The sequence below is a fragment of the Herbiconiux sp. VKM Ac-2851 genome (assembly GCF_013205105.1).
In the GTDB taxonomy this organism is placed as follows: Bacteria; Actinomycetota; Actinomycetes; order Actinomycetales; family Microbacteriaceae; genus Herbiconiux; species Herbiconiux flava.
The window spans coordinates 427,184-443,239 of record NZ_JABMLJ010000001.1 but is presented as its reverse complement, the minus strand read 5'-3'; the positions used below and the strand labels follow the sequence as shown (position 1 = coordinate 443,239).

The 16,056-nt window shown below is 73.6% G+C and carries 13 protein-coding genes; 4 read left to right on the top strand and 9 right to left on the bottom strand.

The genetic code is table 11. The features are described 5' to 3' along the window. Positions 1-2 precede the first annotated feature (2 nt). The gene (locus HQQ85_RS02010) at positions 3-1,187 is read right to left on the bottom strand and encodes a hypothetical protein (RefSeq protein ID WP_173180835.1); all 1,185 of its coding nucleotides are present in this window, start codon (positions 1,185-1,187) and stop codon (positions 3-5) included. Between the two features lie 62 nt (positions 1,188-1,249). On the opposite strand from HQQ85_RS02010, the gene HQQ85_RS02005 reads away from it, so the two are divergent. Beyond that, positions 1,250-1,843: a TetR/AcrR family transcriptional regulator gene (locus HQQ85_RS02005; RefSeq protein ID WP_173180834.1), complete on the top strand. Its 594-nt coding sequence runs from the start codon at positions 1,250-1,252 to the stop codon at positions 1,841-1,843. A 40-nt stretch (positions 1,844-1,883) separates the two neighbouring features. After that, positions 1,884-2,909: an NADPH:quinone reductase gene (locus tag HQQ85_RS02000; RefSeq protein ID WP_173180833.1), complete on the top strand. Its 1,026-nt coding sequence runs from the start codon at positions 1,884-1,886 to the stop codon at positions 2,907-2,909. Positions 2,910-2,944: 35 nt separating this feature from the next. Here HQQ85_RS02000 and HQQ85_RS01995 read toward each other — a convergent pair whose 3' ends face one another. Continuing rightward, positions 2,945-7,780 carry a glycoside hydrolase family 3 N-terminal domain-containing protein gene (locus HQQ85_RS01995; RefSeq protein WP_173180832.1) on the bottom strand — a complete coding sequence of 1,612 codons (4,836 nt, stop codon included), beginning with the start codon at positions 7,778-7,780 and terminating at the stop codon, positions 2,945-2,947. A gap of 17 nt (positions 7,781-7,797) precedes the next feature. After that, a complete protein-coding gene (locus tag HQQ85_RS01990; protein ID WP_173180831.1) occupies positions 7,798-8,949 on the bottom strand; it encodes an ROK family transcriptional regulator in 1,152 nt (383 codons plus the stop codon). Positions 8,950-9,083: 134 nt separating this feature from the next. On the opposite strand from HQQ85_RS01990, the gene HQQ85_RS01985 reads away from it, so the two are divergent. Next, positions 9,084-9,734, top strand: coding sequence for an alpha/beta hydrolase (locus HQQ85_RS01985; protein ID WP_173180830.1), 651 nt, complete (start codon positions 9,084-9,086; stop codon positions 9,732-9,734). Positions 9,735-9,808: 74 nt separating this feature from the next. Here the strand turns inward: HQQ85_RS01985 and HQQ85_RS01980 are convergent, their stop codons facing one another. From HQQ85_RS01980 to HQQ85_RS01970, 3 genes are all read right to left on the bottom strand, one after another. Then, positions 9,809-10,420 carry a hypothetical protein gene (locus tag HQQ85_RS01980; RefSeq protein WP_173180829.1) on the bottom strand — a complete coding sequence of 204 codons (612 nt, stop codon included), beginning with the start codon at positions 10,418-10,420 and terminating at the stop codon, positions 9,809-9,811. 4 nt (positions 10,421-10,424) lie between these two features. Continuing rightward, positions 10,425-10,772 (bottom strand): DUF2200 domain-containing protein, encoded by a 348-nt coding sequence (locus HQQ85_RS01975; RefSeq protein WP_173180828.1) that lies wholly within the window; start codon positions 10,770-10,772, stop codon positions 10,425-10,427. Between the two features lie 68 nt (positions 10,773-10,840). Beyond that, positions 10,841-11,287, bottom strand: coding sequence for a DUF1801 domain-containing protein (locus HQQ85_RS01970; protein WP_173180827.1), 447 nt, complete (start codon positions 11,285-11,287; stop codon positions 10,841-10,843). A 180-nt stretch (positions 11,288-11,467) separates the two neighbouring features. Here HQQ85_RS01970 and HQQ85_RS01965 point away from each other — a divergent pair, with 180 nt between their 5' ends. Further along, the gene (locus tag HQQ85_RS01965) at positions 11,468-12,184 is read left to right on the top strand and encodes an RraA family protein (RefSeq protein WP_173180826.1); all 717 of its coding nucleotides are present in this window, start codon (positions 11,468-11,470) and stop codon (positions 12,182-12,184) included. An 88-nt stretch (positions 12,185-12,272) separates the two neighbouring features. On the opposite strand, the gene HQQ85_RS01960 is transcribed toward HQQ85_RS01965, so the two are convergent. The 3 genes from HQQ85_RS01960 to HQQ85_RS01950 form a co-directional block, all read right to left on the bottom strand. Further along, positions 12,273-13,307: a zinc-binding dehydrogenase gene (locus HQQ85_RS01960; RefSeq protein ID WP_173180825.1), complete on the bottom strand. Its 1,035-nt coding sequence runs from the start codon at positions 13,305-13,307 to the stop codon at positions 12,273-12,275. Positions 13,308-13,370: 63 nt separating this feature from the next. Then, entirely contained in the window at positions 13,371-14,936 is a 1,566-nt protein-coding gene (locus HQQ85_RS01955) for a cryptochrome/photolyase family protein (protein ID WP_371741725.1), read from the bottom strand. After that, a complete protein-coding gene (locus HQQ85_RS01950) occupies positions 14,912-15,988 on the bottom strand; it encodes a spore photoproduct lyase family protein (protein ID WP_173180824.1) in 1,077 nt (358 codons plus the stop codon). Before HQQ85_RS01950 ends, HQQ85_RS01955 begins: the two co-directional genes overlap by 25 nt. Positions 15,989-16,056 lie beyond the last annotated feature (68 nt).

Below are 16,056 nucleotides of genomic sequence, written 5' to 3'. Positions count from 1 at the left end.
CCCTACCGCCCGTCGATGATCGACATGAGCCCGCCGAAGGCGAAGATGCCCGGCACCGGGTAGAGCAGCACGAGCAGGGCGAACCAGCCGACCGCGCCCGCGAGGGCCTTCGCGGCGCTCCAGCCGTCGCGCAGGGCGAGCCGGCGCCCGTCGGGTCCGATCCGGGGCACCGGTTCGATCCAGGGCAGCTCCGGATGCTCGCGCTCGGCCTCGAGGCGCGCGAGCAGCCGTGGCGTCTCCTGCCCGGGCACCCGCTCGTCGTAGAACCGCTCGGCCTTCCGCACGATGCGCGGCACGACCCCGGTGAGGAGCGCCCCGACGGCCCGCCACACCGCCGGGTCGTCGAAGTCGGAGGCGGCCCCCAGCCGGAAGAGCACCAGCCGATCATCGAGGATCTCGGCGTTGAAGGCCGAGGCGTCGTCGATCAGCGCCGCCATCACGTCGGGGGTGAGCACATAGAGGGCACCGGTGCGGTACTCGACCGGCGAGTACACGCGGAAGTGCGCGTCGAAGCCGCCCTCGAGCCGGATCAGCTGGCTGCGGTCGACCCCGGTCGGCAGGTCGGACTCGAGCAGACGGTCGTTCGCCGTGGCGTCGAGGACGAGATGCGGCAGCGGCGCCGGGAGCGTCACGGTGAGGTAGGTCCAGCGGTCGCCCGGGCGAGCGGCGCCGCCCCGCAGGGTGCCGAACTCTATCCCGGGGGCGGTGAAGCGCGGGAAGGCGGTCACGCGGCTGCCCGGCCCGCGGCCGTGCCCGCCCGACGACAGCGGTCGCCCGCCGGTCGTGATCAACGAGGCGAACCCGGCTCCCTGGGAGGGGCGCGGCTCGAAGCCGTTGGCCAGGGCGGTGAGCGTGCGCCGCCACTCGGCGAGCCGAGCGCGCGCCGACGGCGGGCGGGCGGCCCAGCGGCGCAGCAGCACGGTGCCGGCGAGCCAGATCGCCAGCACGATCGCGGCGCCCGCCAGTGTCCAGACGTCGGCGACCCGCACGCTGCCGTCCTGCGCCGTGTCGACCCGCACCCCGACGGTGAGCAGCACGATCGCGAGGTACCAGATCAGCAGGCAGGTGTTGACGTGCACCAGCAGCTGCCGCCGGCTCGGCAGCCAGCGCGGGCGGGCCGTGCGGCGCTCCGCGGCCATGGCCGACTCGACCGCTCCGGCGTCGGCCGACAGCCACGCGACATCCATCCCGCTCACACTCCATCGTGGCACGGCGCGAGGTGCCGCCGCGCGTCCGGTAGCGTGGGCGCATGGGACGGGCTCGGGCCTTCGACGAGGCGGCGCTCCTCGATGCCGCGATCGAGGTCTTCTGGGTGCGCGGCTACCGGGCCGCCTTCCTCAGCGAGGTGTCCGCCGCCTCCGGGGTCACCAACGGCAGCCTCTACCAGGCCTTCGGCAGCAAGCGCGGTCTCTTCCTCGCCGCCTACCGCCGCTACTGCGTCCGGCGGGCCGCCGTCGTGGAGTCGGTGTTCCTCGTGCCGCACGCCGGGGTGCGGGAGGCCGTGGCCGCCTACTTCGACACGATCGTCGACGACTGCCTGTCGCATCCGGATCGCCGCGGCTGCCTGATGCTGAACACCGTCTCCGAGCTCGGCACCGACACCGAGATCGCCGCCATCAGCTCCCGCACCGTCGACGCGATGGAGGCGGCGGTCGCCCGGGCCCTCGGCACGGTGGCGCCGCGCTCCCTCGACCCGGGCGAGCTCGCGCTGTCGGCGGCGCAGATCGTCGCGCTGTCGCAGGCGCTGATCCAGCTCTCCCGGATGGGACGGGACCCCGAGGAGCTCCGCCGGATGGGCCGTCGCGCCGCCTCGACGGCCGAGCGGGTGCTGCAAGCCGCCTGAAGGGGAATGCACCGGCCCCGTCCGGGAGTTGGATGAGGGCATGAGAGCGATCGTGTATTCCGAGACCGGCCCGTCCGACGTCCTGCGCCTGGAAGAGCGCCCCGTGCCCGAACCGGGACCCGGCGAGGTGCGCGTGCGGGTGGTCGTGTCGGCCGTGAACCCCACCGACTGGAAGAACCGCAGCGGCGGCGGCGCGGCCGTCGCCGCCGAGCAGACGCCGAACCAGGACGGGGCGGGCGTCGTCGACGCCGTCGGCCCCGGGGTCACCGCCTTTGCGCCCGGAGACCGCGTGTGGTCGTTCCTCTCGGCCTACCAGCGACCGGGCGGCACCGCGCAGGAGTTCACCGTGCTGCCGGTCGAGCGCGTCGTGCCACTGCCCGACAGCGCCTCCTTCGATGCCGGCGCCTCGATGGGTGTGCCGGCGATGACGGCGCACCGCGCGCTCACTGTGCACGAGTCCGGCCCCTCGAGGCTCGCGCCCGGCGCGCTGGACGGCCGCACGGTGCTCGTGGCGGGAGGCGCCGGGGCCGTGGGGCACGCCGCCATCCAGCTCGCGCACTGGGCCGGCGCGACCGTGATCACCACGATCTCCTCCGACGCCAAGGCCGAGCTCGCCCGGGCGGCCGGCGCCGATGTCGTCGTGAACTACCGCACCGACGACGCCGCCGACCGCATCCGAGAGGCCGCGCCCGACGGCGTCGACCTCGTGGTCGAGGTCTCCCCCGCCCGGAACGCGGGCCTGAACGCCCGGGTGCTCGCGAACCACGGCAGCATCGCGGTGTACGCGAACGACGGCGGCGACGAGGTCACCCTCGACGTGCGCGGCCACTTCGCCATCAACGCCCGCTACCAGTTCCTGCTGCTCTACACGGTGGGTCAGGATGCCCTGACCGCCGCCGCGGAGGACATCACCGCCGCCCTGTCCGACGGTGCCCTCGGTGTCGGTGAGGAGAACGGGCTCCCGCTCACGCGCTTCCCGCTGGAGCGCACCGCGGAGGCGCACGACGCCGTCGAACAGGGCACCGTGGGCAAGGTGCTCATCGACGTCGCGCCGGACGCGGGCTAGGCCCGGCCGGCGCGACGCCGAGGCGTCGTCCTCCGCTAGGCGCGGCGCCGGCGACGGCGGGTCAGCAGCAGACCGGCCCCGGCACCGAGCGCCAGCAGCGCGGCCAGCACGACCACGGCCGCCTGGCTTCCGGTGGCGGCCAGCCCGCCGCCGGGGCCGGAGCCTCCGGCCTCGCCCGAGCCCGGACCGCCCGTGCCGGGGCCCTGGCCCTGGCCGGGACCGGTTCCCGGCCCGGGGGCTCCGGGGTCACCCGGCGTGCCCGGCTCCCCGGGTTCCTCGCCGGGGCCCGGGTCGACAACCGTCACCCCGAACACCGAGGCGAGCAGCGTCACGGCCTGCACCGGATCACCGCCGAGCAGCACGTGCTCCGCGTCCGCCGTCACGGCCGCGGAGGCGTCGCCCGTCACCGCGCGGCCGGCGACGATCGCCGCCTGGGCGAGATCACGCACCACCGAGACCACCGGATCGGCCTGGCTGAAGGCGGCGGTGCCGGTCAGGTCCGCCGCGGCCTCGGCGGCGGCCTGGGCCACCGCGGCCCGCGCCTCGTCGGAGTCGGTCACCGCTCCGGCGTCGGTCCAGACCGGCAGGGCGACGAGCGCCTCGACGGTGGCCCGGGCGGCGGAGTCGGCGGGGAGCGCCTCGGCGAGGGCGGTGAGGCGCTCCCGCGGAGCATCCGTCCGCTCGCCCCAGCCGTAGGCGTAGAGGGGCTGGTAGTCGTCGTCGCCCACGTTGATCGGCACCTGTTCCGCGCTCGCCGGCCAGCTCAGCGGCAGCCGGCCGGTGAAGGGCACCTCGCCGAAGAGGGTGTCGGCGACGCCGGCGCCCTCGCTGCCCGGCAGGAACGAGGCCACGAGGCCGTCGATCTCCGCCAGCTGGTCGGTGACGAGCTGCGTACGGCCGGCGACGACGAGCACGACGCAGTCCATCGCCGCGCAGACGCGGTCGATGCTCGTGCGGTCGGCCTCGGTCAGCGACAGGCTGTGCCCGTTGTTGCCGACGTCGCCCTGCCCCTCGGCGTAGGGCGTCTCGCCCACGACCACGACGCCGACCTGGCCGGCCTGCATCGGGGCCGACGCGTCCTCGGAGAAGGTGACCGCCGCATCCGGAGCCACCTCGCGGATGCCCTCGAGGATGCTCGTGCCGGTGGTCGCCGTGGGGCCCGACGCGCCCTGCCAGGAGATCGTCCAGCCGCCCATCTGGTTGCCCAGGTCGTCGGCGTTCGAGCCGGCGACGTAGAGCGAGGCGTCGTCGGCCAGCGGCAGCACGTCGTCGTTCTTCAGCAGCACCTGGGACTCGGCGGCCGCCTCGCGGGCGTCGGCCCGGTGGTCGGCGCCGCCGAAGGCACCGGCCTCGCTGCGGTCGGAGAACGGGCTCTCGAACAGGCCGAGCTCGAACTTCTGGGTCAGGATGCGGCGCACCGCGTCGTCGACCCGGCTCTGCTCGATCGTGTGCGAGGTGGTCACCGCGTCGGTCACGCTCGTGATGAAGGCGCCGAAGTTGTACGGCGCCATCGCCATGTCGAGTCCGGAGTTGACCGAGCGCACGACCTTCTCGGCGTACGTCCCGCCGGGCAGCTTGTCGATGCCCTCCCAGTCGCTGATCAGGAAGCCCTCGAAGCCCAGCTCACCCTTCAGGAGGGTGGTGTTCAGAGCGGAGTTCTCGTGCATCCGCACGTCACCCGACCCGGCGATGTCGACCCCCGAGTACGAGGGCATGATGCTGCCGACCCCGGCGGCGATGGCCGGCAGGTAGGGGTCGACGTGCGTCGTCCTGAAGTCCTCGAGCGAGGGCGAGATCGTGAGGCCCTGGTCGATCGGGTAGCCGTTGCCGGCCTTCGAGGCGTCGTACTCGGTGCCGCCGTCGCCGACCCAGTGCTTCGCGGTCGCGAGCACCTCGTCGGCGGCGGACTTGTCGGTCGGGTCCTCACCCTGCAGGCCCACGATGCCGGCCTCCGAGAACGCGGTGACGAGCGCCGGGTCCTCGCCGAACGACTCGTAGCTGCGGCCCCAGCGCTCGTCGCGGGTGACGCACAGGCACGGGGCGAAGGCCCAGTTGACACCGGTGGTCTTCGTCTCGATCGCCGTGTCCTCGGCGAGGGTCTGCACGAGGGCGGGATCGCGGGTGGCGCCGAGCCCGATGTTGTGCGGGAAGATCGTCGCGTCGAGCACGTTGCTGTGCCCGTGCACGGCGTCGGCGCCGTACAGCAGCGGGATCTGCAGCGCCGTCGACAGCGCCTCGGCCTGGAAGCCGTCGACCATGTCGGCCCACGCTTCCGGGGTGTTCTCGGCGGGAGTGGATCCGCCACCCGAGAGGATCGAGCCGAGCCCGAGGTCGGCGATCTGGCTCGGAGAGGTCAGGCCGAGCCGCTCGGCTTGGGCCATCTGGCCGACCTTCTCGGCGAGGCTCATCCGGCCCATCAGGTCGTCGACCCGCGCCGCCGTCGGCAGCGACTCGTCGAGGTAGGGCAGCCCGTAGGCGTTCACGACGACCTTCGGCGCGTCCGGCGGCAGCTGCGCGCCGTCGGCGTCCAGCACCACCGGCACCGAGCGGGCCTGGTCTCCCGAGGCACCGGCGGGCAGGGCTGTCACGTCGAAGCTCTTCGTCTCGCCCGAGGCGGTTCCCGCCGGGAACTCCAGGGTGCCGCCGAACTCCGCGACGTGCGTGCCGATCTCGGCGGTGCCCGCACCCGGGCTGTAGTCGACCGCGACGGCCTGGTCGAGCGGTTCACCGTTCGAGGTCGACACGGTCACGCCCACCTGGGCGGTGTCGCCGGGGTTCAGCAGGTAGACGGCCTCCGAGGTGCCGATGGTGAGGTTCGCCGCCTGCTCGGGGGTTCCGTAGAGCTGGACGTCGTCGACGGCCCAGCCGGTGCTGGTCGCCTTGCCCGGGGTGAAGGTGACGGCGAAGCCCCAGGCGCTCGTCAGGTCGAGCGAGCCGTTCTGGGTCTCGGCGCTGCCCGGCTGGTACGAGCCGATCGAGAACGCGCTGAACGGCAGCTCCACCAGCTTCCAGCGGCTCGTCGAACTGCCCCAGTTGTCCTTGAACGTGGCGGTCCAGAGCTCGGAGTGCTCGCCGTCGGGGCCGCCGTCCTTCAGCTCGACCTTGATGTCGTCGCCGGCGGTCGGCGAGGCCGGGTTCGAGGCCTGCGAGGCGTACCACCAGAACCGGATGCCCTGGTAGCTGCTCCAGTCCTGCGACGAGGCGAGGTTGTCGCTGAAGCCGGCGTAGCCACCGGACGGGATCAGGTAGTCGCCCGACAGCACCCGGTTGTCCGGCACGTCGCCGCGCTCCTGCTCGGTCACGGCCATGCTGGCGAGCCCCTCGGAGGAGCCCCAGGTGAAGAAGCCGACGGGGTCGGCGGAGGTGCTGAGCGGCACGTCGCCCTGGAAGTCCTCCAGGGTCGTGACGCGCTCGAAGACGGCGACGTCGTCGAAGGTCCAGGTTCCGGCGCCGAGCCCGGTGAGGGTGACGGCGAAGCCGGTGGAGGCCGAGGGGTCGAAGCGCGCCGGGTCGTCCGGCGAGCCCTTGACGCGCAGCTCGGTGAAGAGCACGCCGATCCAGCGCCAGCCGACGCTGTCGTCGACGACGGTGCGGTCGAACAGCTTTCCGTCCGACTTCACCTCGTAGCCGAGGGTTCGGTCGCTGCCGGTGCCGAGGAACCAGAAGCCGAAGCCGTCCGCGGCCGACCAGTCGCTCGCGGCGGTGTCGTTCGTGAAGCCGAACCAGTCCGACGCGGTCGGCTCGCCCGACACGGTCGCGACGAGCACCTGGTTGTCCGTGGCGGCGCCGGGCACGGTGTCATCGGCGGCCGTCGTCAGAACGGGCTTCAGCGCATCCGTGCTCGACCAGGTGGTGAAACCGGCCGGCACGCCCGACTCGAAATCGTGCAGCACGGTGCGGGGGCCGTCGTTCGGCAGCTCGCCGGTGGGGCGGATGCTCACCACGGCGGTGTCCCGCGAGCCGAGCGTGATCCCGTCCGACGGGTCGGAGAGCTGCAGTGTGAAGGTGCGCACGGGCGTCAGCGGCCCCTGCGACACGGTCGGGATCGTGACCGCGGCCGAGGTCTCGCCGGCCGGTACGGTGACGAGCTGGTCGACCGCCGTGAAGTCGGTGCCCGCGACGGCGCTGCCGTCGGTGCTCGTGACACGCACGGTCTGATCGGTGTCGGCGGGGCTGTTCAGCGTGACGTCGAGCACGGCGTCGGAGCCGGCGGCCACGTCGACGGTCTGGCGGTCGAAGCCGGCGGTCGGCACCGCGACAGTGCCGTGCACGGCGAAGGTGTAGACGGAGTAGCCGTACCAATGCAGCACCGGCGCCTCCCACGTGGCGGCGGTGCGCTTCAGCATCGCGAGCCGCACGTAGCGGGCCTGGGCGGGGGCGTCGAAGACGACCTCCTCGGTGCCGCCCGCGCCCGCGGTCTCGGAGGCGGCCGTGCTCCAGCTCGCCTCGTCCTCGGGCGCGGAGGTCGCGACCTGCACGTCGTACGCGGCCGCGAAGGCGGCCTCCCAGGTGATGGTGACACCGCTGACGGTCGCCACCGAGCCGAGGTCGCTAGTCAGGCTCGCGGTGAAGGTCGTGTCCTCGTCGGGGCCGTTGCCGCTTGCCCAGCGGGTGCTGTCGTTCCCGTCGGTGGCGTTCGAGGCGGGGAAGTCCCCGTCCTTGTCGTTCTGCGAGGCCGAGGCGGTGGTGGTGCCCGAGCGGGCGAGGTCGGGCTCCGCGGCTCCGGCGGCGGCACCGCCTCCGGCGACGAGCCCGGCACCGAGCAGTGCGGTGACGAGAGCGGCGGCGAGAGCACCGCGGGCGAGCCGGGGGCGCGAGGGCCGACGTCGGGATTCTCGGATGGCGGCGGACCTCTGACCGACTGCGGGCACTGTCACTCCTTCATGACCTACGACACCCGTTCGCCTCTGAACGGATGCTCCAGTACAGCCGGTGAATTCGTCCGGTCCCAGGACGAATGCCCCGTCGATCCCGACAGTGCGGTTCCGGATGCCCACGCCGCCGACACCGTGCGGTCGACGATGCCCACCAGCTCCGCCCGCGCACCCAGCGCGGCGACCCTCACCTCGACCCGTGACTCCCCCGGAGGCGAGAACCGCGCCACCGCCTCCCGCACCCCCTGCACGAGCGCGCCGCCGGCGGCGCCGAAGCGCCCGCCCAGCACGACGGTGGAGGTGTCGACGAAGGTGCACAGCTGGGCGATGGCGCGCCCGACGCGGAGCCCGGCGAGGTGCTCGTCGGGCAGGCTCGCGGCGACCACGGTCTCGAGGCAGCCGTGCCCGCCGCAACGGCACAGCAGGCCACCCGGTTCGACCTGGATGTGGCCCATCTCCCCTCCGGTGCCGCGCGCCCCCGCGAGCAGCCGCCCGCCCACCACGAGGCCGGCGCCGATGCCGTCGCCGAGCTTGACGTAGAGCATGTCGTCGAGGGCCGCGCCGCCGTGCATCCGCTCGCCCCAGGCCCCGAAGTTGGCGTCGTTGTCGGCCACGATCGGCCCCGTGAAGCCGGCCGGCCGCACCGTCTCGGCCGTCACGCCCTGCCAGCCCGGCAGCGCGGCCGGGGCCCGGACGGCACCGCTCGGCCGCAGCACCGGGTAGGGGAACGACACCCCCAGGGCGGCCACGTCGCCGACGGCTGCTCCCGCCTGGGCGAGCGCGTGGGTGGTGAGCCGGCGCAGCGCACGGATGGTCGGGGCCGCGCCGTCGTCGACCATCAGGTCGATCCGGGGCTCGGCCACCACGCGGCCACCCAGATCGGCGACGGCGACGGTGACGTGCCGGTGCCCGATGTCGAAGGCCAGCGCCACGCCGGGCTGGCGGGCGAGCTCGAGCACCGCGGTCGGACGGCCCCGCCTCGTCGCGGCGGCCGGGCTGCGCTCCACCAGGAGCCCTCGCTCGATCAGCTCGGAGACGGTCTGCGCCACGACGCTTCGGGAGAGCCCCGTGTGCTCGGCGATCGCCCGCCGGGTCGTCTGGCCGGCTCGGCGGACGAAGTCGACGAGACCCGCGCGGCCCGCGCCGCCCGCCCCTGAAGCTGTCACCGTGCATCCCCTTCGATGACCGACGCCTACCCACGGCGCCACCCTCGAACAGGGGTCAGCGCCGACTGATCTCATTGAAGCACACCCCGGGCGGATGCGGACCCCGTCGTGCGCGGCTGGGCTAGCGTGGTCGGATGCCTGAGAACCACGTCATCGTGCTGCCCGGAGGCGGCTACCGCATGCTCGCCGACCACGAGGGCGAGCCCGTGGCCGAGTGGCTGCGCGGGGTGGGGGTGGCGTCGAGCGTGTTCCGCTACCCGGTGCTGACCGAGCACCCCGGGCCGCTCGAGGCGGTGCGCGCCGAGATCCGCCGGGTGCGCGCGGACGGCGCCTCACGGGTCGGGGTGCTGGGCTTCAGCGCCGGAGGCCACGCCGCGGGTCTCGCCGCCCTGGCACCCGAGGAGGGCGAGCCGGGGGGTGTCGCCGACCTCGCGATCCTCTGCTATCCGGTGGTGTCGATGGTGGCACCGAGCCACAGCGGCTCGCGGGACGTGCTCCTCGGGGAGGACGCGTCCGACGAGCTGCGGCGGGCGACCTCGCTCGAGCTGCTCGTGACGCCCGCCTCTCCCCCGGTCTTCGTCTGGCACACCGCCGACGACGAGGCGGTCGACGTGCGCCCGGTCTACGACCTCGCCCGGGCGCTCGCGACGGCGGGGGTGCCCCACGCGGTGCACGTCCACCCGTCCGGCGCGCACGGGCTCGGCCTCGCCGAGGGCTCGGGGCTGCCGTCCCGCTGGCCCGACGAGGCCGCCGCCTGGCTGCGCGACCTCGGCTGGGCGCGCTGAGTCGTCGGCTCCTGCCGTTCGCCCGTCAGCTCACCAGCCGGTGCTCGTAGGCGTGCAGGGGTGCGGGTGCTCCCTCAGAGGCGCGGTACGGGCGCCCATCGCTCTGTGGCACGCGCCCGGCGGCGGCGCACCGAGAACAGGATGGCCAGCGCAGGCAGCGTCACGACGGCGGCCCAGAAGACGACCACCGCCACGATCCAGACGACGCGGGTGCGGTCGACGCCCTGCTCCGCGTCCGCCACCGTGGCGGGGGTGACCGCGGCGACCGTGCCGACCGTGCCGTGCGCGACCGCGTGAGGCGGGTCGTCGAGCACCACGAGGAAGTCGAGCCGGGCCGGGTGGTCGGGGTCGGGTGGGAAGCCCCAGTGGTCGTCGCCGCCGAGCGTCACGGTCGTGCCGGGGCCGCCCCGCGCATCCGGGATCAGCGCTTCGTACTGGCCCTGGTTCGTCGGCAGGCCCGAGTTCGTCTCGACGTCGACGAGGGTGCCCGTGACCACGACGTTCCGGTCGACCACGTCGCGCACCTGGGCGAGGCGGTCGACCGCGGCGTCGTGGGCGGCGCCGAGGGCCGACAGGGCGATCAGCCCGGGCACGATCAGCAGCGCGAATGCGAGCCAGAACGGCCAGCCGGGCGGCGGGCGCCGGGCGGGGCGGGCGGCGGGGAACGGCGGGGCGGGGTTCGTCACCCGGTCAGCTCCGCAGGATCGAGGTCATCTTCTTGCCCCGGGCGACCTCGTCGACCAGCTTGTCCATCCACCGGATCCGCTGCATCAGCGGGTCGTCGATCTCTTCGACCCGGATGCCGCAGATCAGGCCCGTGATGAGCGGGGCGTTCGGGTTCAGGGCCGGCGCCTCGGCGAAGAAGGTCTCGAAGTCGGTCTGCTCGGCGACGGCGCGGTCGAGACCCTGCTGGTCGTAGCCCGTCAGCCAGCGGATCACCTCGTCGACCTCGGCCTTCGTGTGACCCTTGCGCTCGGCCTTCGCCAGGTAGTGCGGGTAGACGGCCGCGAACGGGGTCTGGAAGATGCGGTGCGCCATGGGTCTCCCGTCGCTCGTGCGGCACCGGTGCGCCACCCCTTCAGGGTAGAGCAGGCCGGTGCCAGGGGTCAGGAGGCCGCTGTGACGATCAGGTCGCGGATGCGCGTCGCCGCGGCGTCGTCGAGGCGCTCGAGGGCGTAGGAGGTGGGCCAGAGCCCCGTCTCGTCGTCGAGGGTCGCGTTCTCGCTGAAGCCGAGGGTGGAGTAGCGCGCCTTGTCCATCAGGCCGCTGCGGAAGAAGACGACCACCTTTCCGCCTTTCGCCCAGCCGGGCTGACCGTAGTAGAGCTTGGGCTGCAGCGCGGGTGCCGCCTCGACGACCAGCGCGTGCAGGCGCTCGGCCATCACCCGATCCGGCTCGGGCATCTCGGCGATCTTCGCCTCGACCGCCGCCTTCTCGGCCGCGGCCTTCTCGGCGGCCTTGCCGCTGCGGGCCTCGGCCTTCAGCTCGGCCGCCCGGCTCTTCATCGCCGCGCGCTCCTCGGCGGAGAAGCCGCCGTCCTGTGCTGCGCTCATCGCGCACCGCCCTTCGTCGTGCCCCCCACGTTAGCGACCGCCGGTCCCGGCCCGCTTCCCGATCCTGAATCCGGGTCTGCATGCCCGGTCCGGAATGGGCGGGCCGATAGCGTGGGCGCACCCTGCACCCTGCAGCCCGCACCCCGCACCCCGCACCCCAGCGAACCGAGGAGGGCCGTGATGGCCGTCGACGATGTCCCTGCTTCCGACTCCACCGCGTTCGGCGAGCTCACCACCGCCCACGTCGCCGACGCGCTCGTGCGGCTGGGGCTGCCGGTGCGGTGCGCGCCGCCCGGGGTCCGGCCGCTGCTGCCGGGGCGCCGGGTCGCCGGGCCCGCGCGACCGGTACGGCACTCGGGCAGCGTCGACGTCTTCCTCGAGGCGCTCACACTGGCCCGGCCCGGCGAGGTGCTCGTCGTCGACAACGGCGGGCGCGACGACGAGGCCTGCGTCGGCGACCTGGTGGCCCTCGAGGTGGCGCAGGCGGGTCTCGCCGCGATCGTGATCTGGGGCCTCCATCGCGACACCGCCGAACTGCGCGAGATCGGACTCCCGGTGTTCAGCGCCGGCAGCCTGCCGACCGGGCCGCTGCGGCTCGACCCGCAGGCGCCTGAGGCGCTGTTGTCGGCGCGGCTCGGCTCGCACCTCGTCACGGTCGACGATCTCGTACTGGCCGACGACGACGGCATCGTGCTCGTGCCGCGCGCGGCCGCAAGCGACGTGGCGGGGGTCGCGGCGGGCATCCGCGACACCGAGCGGGGCCAGGCCGAGCGGATGCACGGGGGCACGTCCCTGCGCGAGCAGACCCGCTTCGCCGCCTACCTCGATGATCGCGACCGCACCGGGATCACCTTCCGGCAGCACCTCCGCCGGCTCGGCGGCGCGATCGAGGAGTAGGGCCCGGCACCTAGCGGCGCCCCGCGCGCCGCGGCCGTCGGCGCACCGCGGCCGTCAGCGCATCGCGGCGGTCAGCGCACCCGGGCGGTCAGCGCATCGTCGTGAGGTCGAGCAGCACCTTCGGCCGGCGCCGCTCCCCCGCGGTGAGCGCGGCGAACGCCGCCTCGGCCTCGTGCCAGGGCAGCACCCGGTCGATCAGCTGCGGCGCCGGGAAACCGGGGGTGGCGATCAGCTCGGCCATCCGCCCGTAGTGGTCGAGGCCGTGGAAGATGCCGTGCACGGTGAGGCCCTTCATCGTGATCGGCGCCGGATCGAAGTCGGGCACGCCGCCCGCCACGACGCCCACCAGCGCCGCGCGACCCCCGGGGCGGAGGATGCGCCCGAGCATCGCCACCCCGCTCGCCCGGCCGGCCGCCTCGATGGCGACGCTGTAGGAATCGGCGACCACCGCATCCGCTCGCAGTGCCCGCTCGGCGCCCAGTTCGAGCGCCAGTGCGAGGCCGGCCTCGCTCGAGCCGATCACGTCGACGTGCGGGGTGACGCGCAGCGCGACCGCGAGCGCCAGCAGGCCGAGGGTGCCGGTGCCGAGAACCGCGACGCGGTCGTCGAAGCGGATGCCCGTGCTGACGACCGCGTTCACCGCCGTCACCCCGGGCTCGATCAGCACCGCCTCCGCGAGCGAGGCCCCCTCGGGCAGCCGCGTCACCGACGTGGACGGCATCGACACGTACCGCGCCGCCGCCCCCTGCCGCCCCACCAGCCCGACCTCCTGGCGGTGCTCGCAGCCGTCGCGGAACCCGGCTTGGCACGGCGCGCACGCGCCGCAGGTCACGACGGTCTGCCCGACCACCCGGTCGCCCGGCGCCACCGCCTCGACCCCGTCGGCCACGGCGACGACCGTGCCGGTGAACTCGTGCCCGAAGATCAGCGGATACTCGGCTAGCCCCTCCCGCACGAAGTAGCTGTCGCCCCGCAGCAGGTCGAGGTCGGTGCCGCAGATGCCGAGGAACGCCACCTCGACGAGCACCTCACCCGCGCGCTCGGGTGGCACGGCGGCGGTGCCGGGCGTCACCCGCCCCGGCTCGATCCGCAGCACGGGCATCTCACCGGTGGGCCAGGTCATCGATTGCGTCCCTTTCGATCGTCCGTCGTCGCACGCTGAGCCGAGGCTACCGGGTCGGCGAGCTCACCATCGCTCGCGGTGCCGCTCCTGGTCGACGACGGCATCGCGATCGGCCAGCCGGCGGAGCCCCGCGAGCGGCTGCGCCATGCGGTGGTTGCCCCGGATGCGCGGCTCGACCCGGTCGAGGAACGCCCAGTACCCCGCGGTGAACGGGCACGCGTTCTCACCGAGGCGCACCTTCGGGTCGAAGACGCAGCTGCCGCAGTAGTCGGACATCTTCGCGATGTACGCCCCGCCCGAGGCGTAGGGCTTCGTGGCGACGATGCCGCCGTCGGCGTGCTGCGACATGCCGATCACGTTGGCCGGCATCACCCAGGGCGTGCCGTCGACGAACATGTCGACGAACCAGTCGTTCAGCGCGACCGGGTCGTAGCCGTGCTGCAGCGCCCAGTTGCCGAGCACCATCAGCCGCTGGATGTGATGGGCCCAGCCGTGCCGCCGCATGCCGTCGATGGTCTCGTGCAGGCAGTTCGCCTCGATGGCCGCGGGGTCGAGGTGCCGGAAGGCCTCCGGGAGCGGCTGATGCGCCCCGAGCGCGTTGCTGCCGGTGCGGTAGCCCTCGCCGAGATGCCAGTAGAGGTGCCAGACGTAGTCGCGCCAGCCGATGATCTGCCGGGTGAAGCCCTCGACGCTCGACAGCGGGGCGTTGCCCGCGTGGTACTCGGCCACGACCGTCTCGACCACCTGCAGCGGGTCGAGCAGGCCGAGGTTCATCGGGGCGCTGAGCAGGGAGTGCGCCATCGTCCAGTCCCCGTCGAGCATGGCGTCCTCGAAGGGGCCGAAGTCGTTCAGGCGCGACTCGACGAAGTCGGCCAGGGCGTGCTCGGCCTCGGCGTGCGTGGCCGCGAAGCGCCGCGGCCCGTCGTCGCCGACGAGGGTGACGTGGCCGTCGCGCTGCCACGCGTCGAGGTCGGCGCGCACCTCCTGGTCGATCTCGTCCTCGACCGGCCACCACGGGTCGGGCAGGCCGAGTCGCGCCGCGTTCTTCGGCGGCGGGGTGCGGTTGTCGTGGTCGTAGTTGAAGCGGCCGCCCTCGGGCTGATCACCGCGCATCAGCAGTCCGGTGCGCTCGCGCACAGTGCGGTAGAAGTCCTCCATCAGCAGTCGCTTGCCCGCCCGTGTCGCGGCCCAGGCGGCGAAGTCGGCTTCGGAGGTGACGAAGCCCCGGCTCGGCAGCACCACGATGCCGCGGCGGCGCACGAAGCGACGGGCGGCCCAGCTCGTCGGGTCGATCACCTCGAGGTCGTCGTGGCCGTCGACCGCCTGGGAGTAGCGCTCGACCCGGTGGTACTCGACCCGTTCGCCGAGCTCGGCGGCACGGTGCCGCATCGCCGAGAGCAGCAGGTGGGCCTTCGCCCTGTGCATCGGCCGCCGCCCGAAGACCGACCGCGCCTCGACGATCATCATCGGGCCGCCGTCGTCGAACAGCGGCCCCAGCTGCCCCGCGAACACCCACCGCGTGCGCGCGCCCGCGACCTCGCCCGAAGTCGACACCGCGGCCGAAGCCGCACCCGCGGCCGGTGGCTGGCGCTCGTCGCCCGCCATCAGAACGCGTACCGGATGCGGCACGACGGCAGCTTCTCGGCGACGAGCGCGCGGAAGCGGGCCACCGCATCCGCCTTGAGCCCCCGCCGGTAGCGCACGTTCACCGCGCCGTTCTCGGACAGCTTCTGCTCCTGCAGCTCGGGCCGCCAGAGCAGCTGCTCGGCTCTGGGGTGCCAGCCGAGGTTGACCTCGTGCAGCCGCTCGTTGTGCGTGAGCAGGATGACCTCGGCCGCGAGCTGCGCCTTCGCCCGCTCGTGCAGCGTGTCGTCGAGCCGCTCGAGCAGCGCGCTCCAGTCGGCCACCCAGGTGGACGTGAGGATGACCGGCGAGAAGTTCAGGTGCACCTCGAACCCGGCGTCGACGAAGTCGTTGATCGCTGCGATGCGCTCCGCCACCGGGGTGGTGCGGATGTCGGTGAGCTTCGCCGTCTCGTCGGGCATGACCGAGAAGCGGATGCGCGTACGGCCCATCGGGTCCCACTCCAGCAGCTCGCGGTTGACGTACTTCGTCGCGAACGAGGCCTTCGCCGTGGGCGACATGCGGAACAGCTCGCACAGCTCCCGCACGTTCTCGGTCAGCAGTGCATCCGCCGAGCAGTCGCTGTTCTCGCCGATGTCGTAGACCCACGCCTCGGGGTCGCACTGGTTCGCCTCGGTCTTCGGCCCCTGCCGGTGGATGTGCCGGGCGAGGTGCGCCGTGATCTGCTCGATGTTCGCGAACACGGTGACCGGGTTGCTGTAGCCCTTGCGGCGGGGCACGTAGCAGTAGGCGCAGGCCATGGCGCAGCCGTTCGCGGTGGAGGGGGCGATGAAGTCGGCCGAGCGCCCGTTGGGCCGGGTGACCAGCGACTTCTTCACGCCGAGCACGAGCGCCTCGGTCTTGATGCGCACCCACCGGGCGACGTTCGCCTCGTCGCCGTGCACCTCGGGGATCTGCCAGTGCGACTCGACCGGCACGATCTCGGCGCCCGGCCAGCGGTCGACGACGTCGCGGCCGCGCGGCAGCTCGAGCGCCGCCGGCTCGGCGTAGATGCGCCGGATGTCGACGAGCGGCGCGGTGCGCACGGCGGAGGTCATGACCTCTTCCTACCCGGCACCACCGACATCGGCCCGGGCGGGGCACCCGGACAAGGCGCCGGACGATG

Coding starts and splice junctions, on each gene's coding strand:
- HQQ85_RS02005 (WP_173180834.1), top strand. CDS start 1,250: ATGGGACGGGCTCGGGCCTTCGACGAGGCGGCGCTCCTCGATGCCGCG.
- HQQ85_RS02010 (WP_173180835.1), bottom strand. CDS start 1,187: ATGGATGTCGCGTGGCTGTCGGCCGACGCCGGAGCGGTCGAGTCGGCC.
- HQQ85_RS01970 (WP_173180827.1), bottom strand. CDS start 11,287: ATGAGCGCAGCACAGGACGGCGGCTTCTCCGCCGAGGAGCGCGCGGCG.
- HQQ85_RS01965 (WP_173180826.1), top strand. CDS start 11,468: ATGGCCGTCGACGATGTCCCTGCTTCCGACTCCACCGCGTTCGGCGAG.
- HQQ85_RS01985 (WP_173180830.1), top strand. CDS start 9,084: ATGCCTGAGAACCACGTCATCGTGCTGCCCGGAGGCGGCTACCGCATG.
- HQQ85_RS02000 (WP_173180833.1), top strand. CDS start 1,884: ATGAGAGCGATCGTGTATTCCGAGACCGGCCCGTCCGACGTCCTGCGC.
- HQQ85_RS01975 (WP_173180828.1), bottom strand. CDS start 10,772: ATGGCGCACCGCATCTTCCAGACCCCGTTCGCGGCCGTCTACCCGCAC.
- HQQ85_RS01960 (WP_173180825.1), bottom strand. CDS start 13,307: ATGACCTGGCCCACCGGTGAGATGCCCGTGCTGCGGATCGAGCCGGGG.
- HQQ85_RS01950 (WP_173180824.1), bottom strand. CDS start 15,988: ATGACCTCCGCCGTGCGCACCGCGCCGCTCGTCGACATCCGGCGCATC.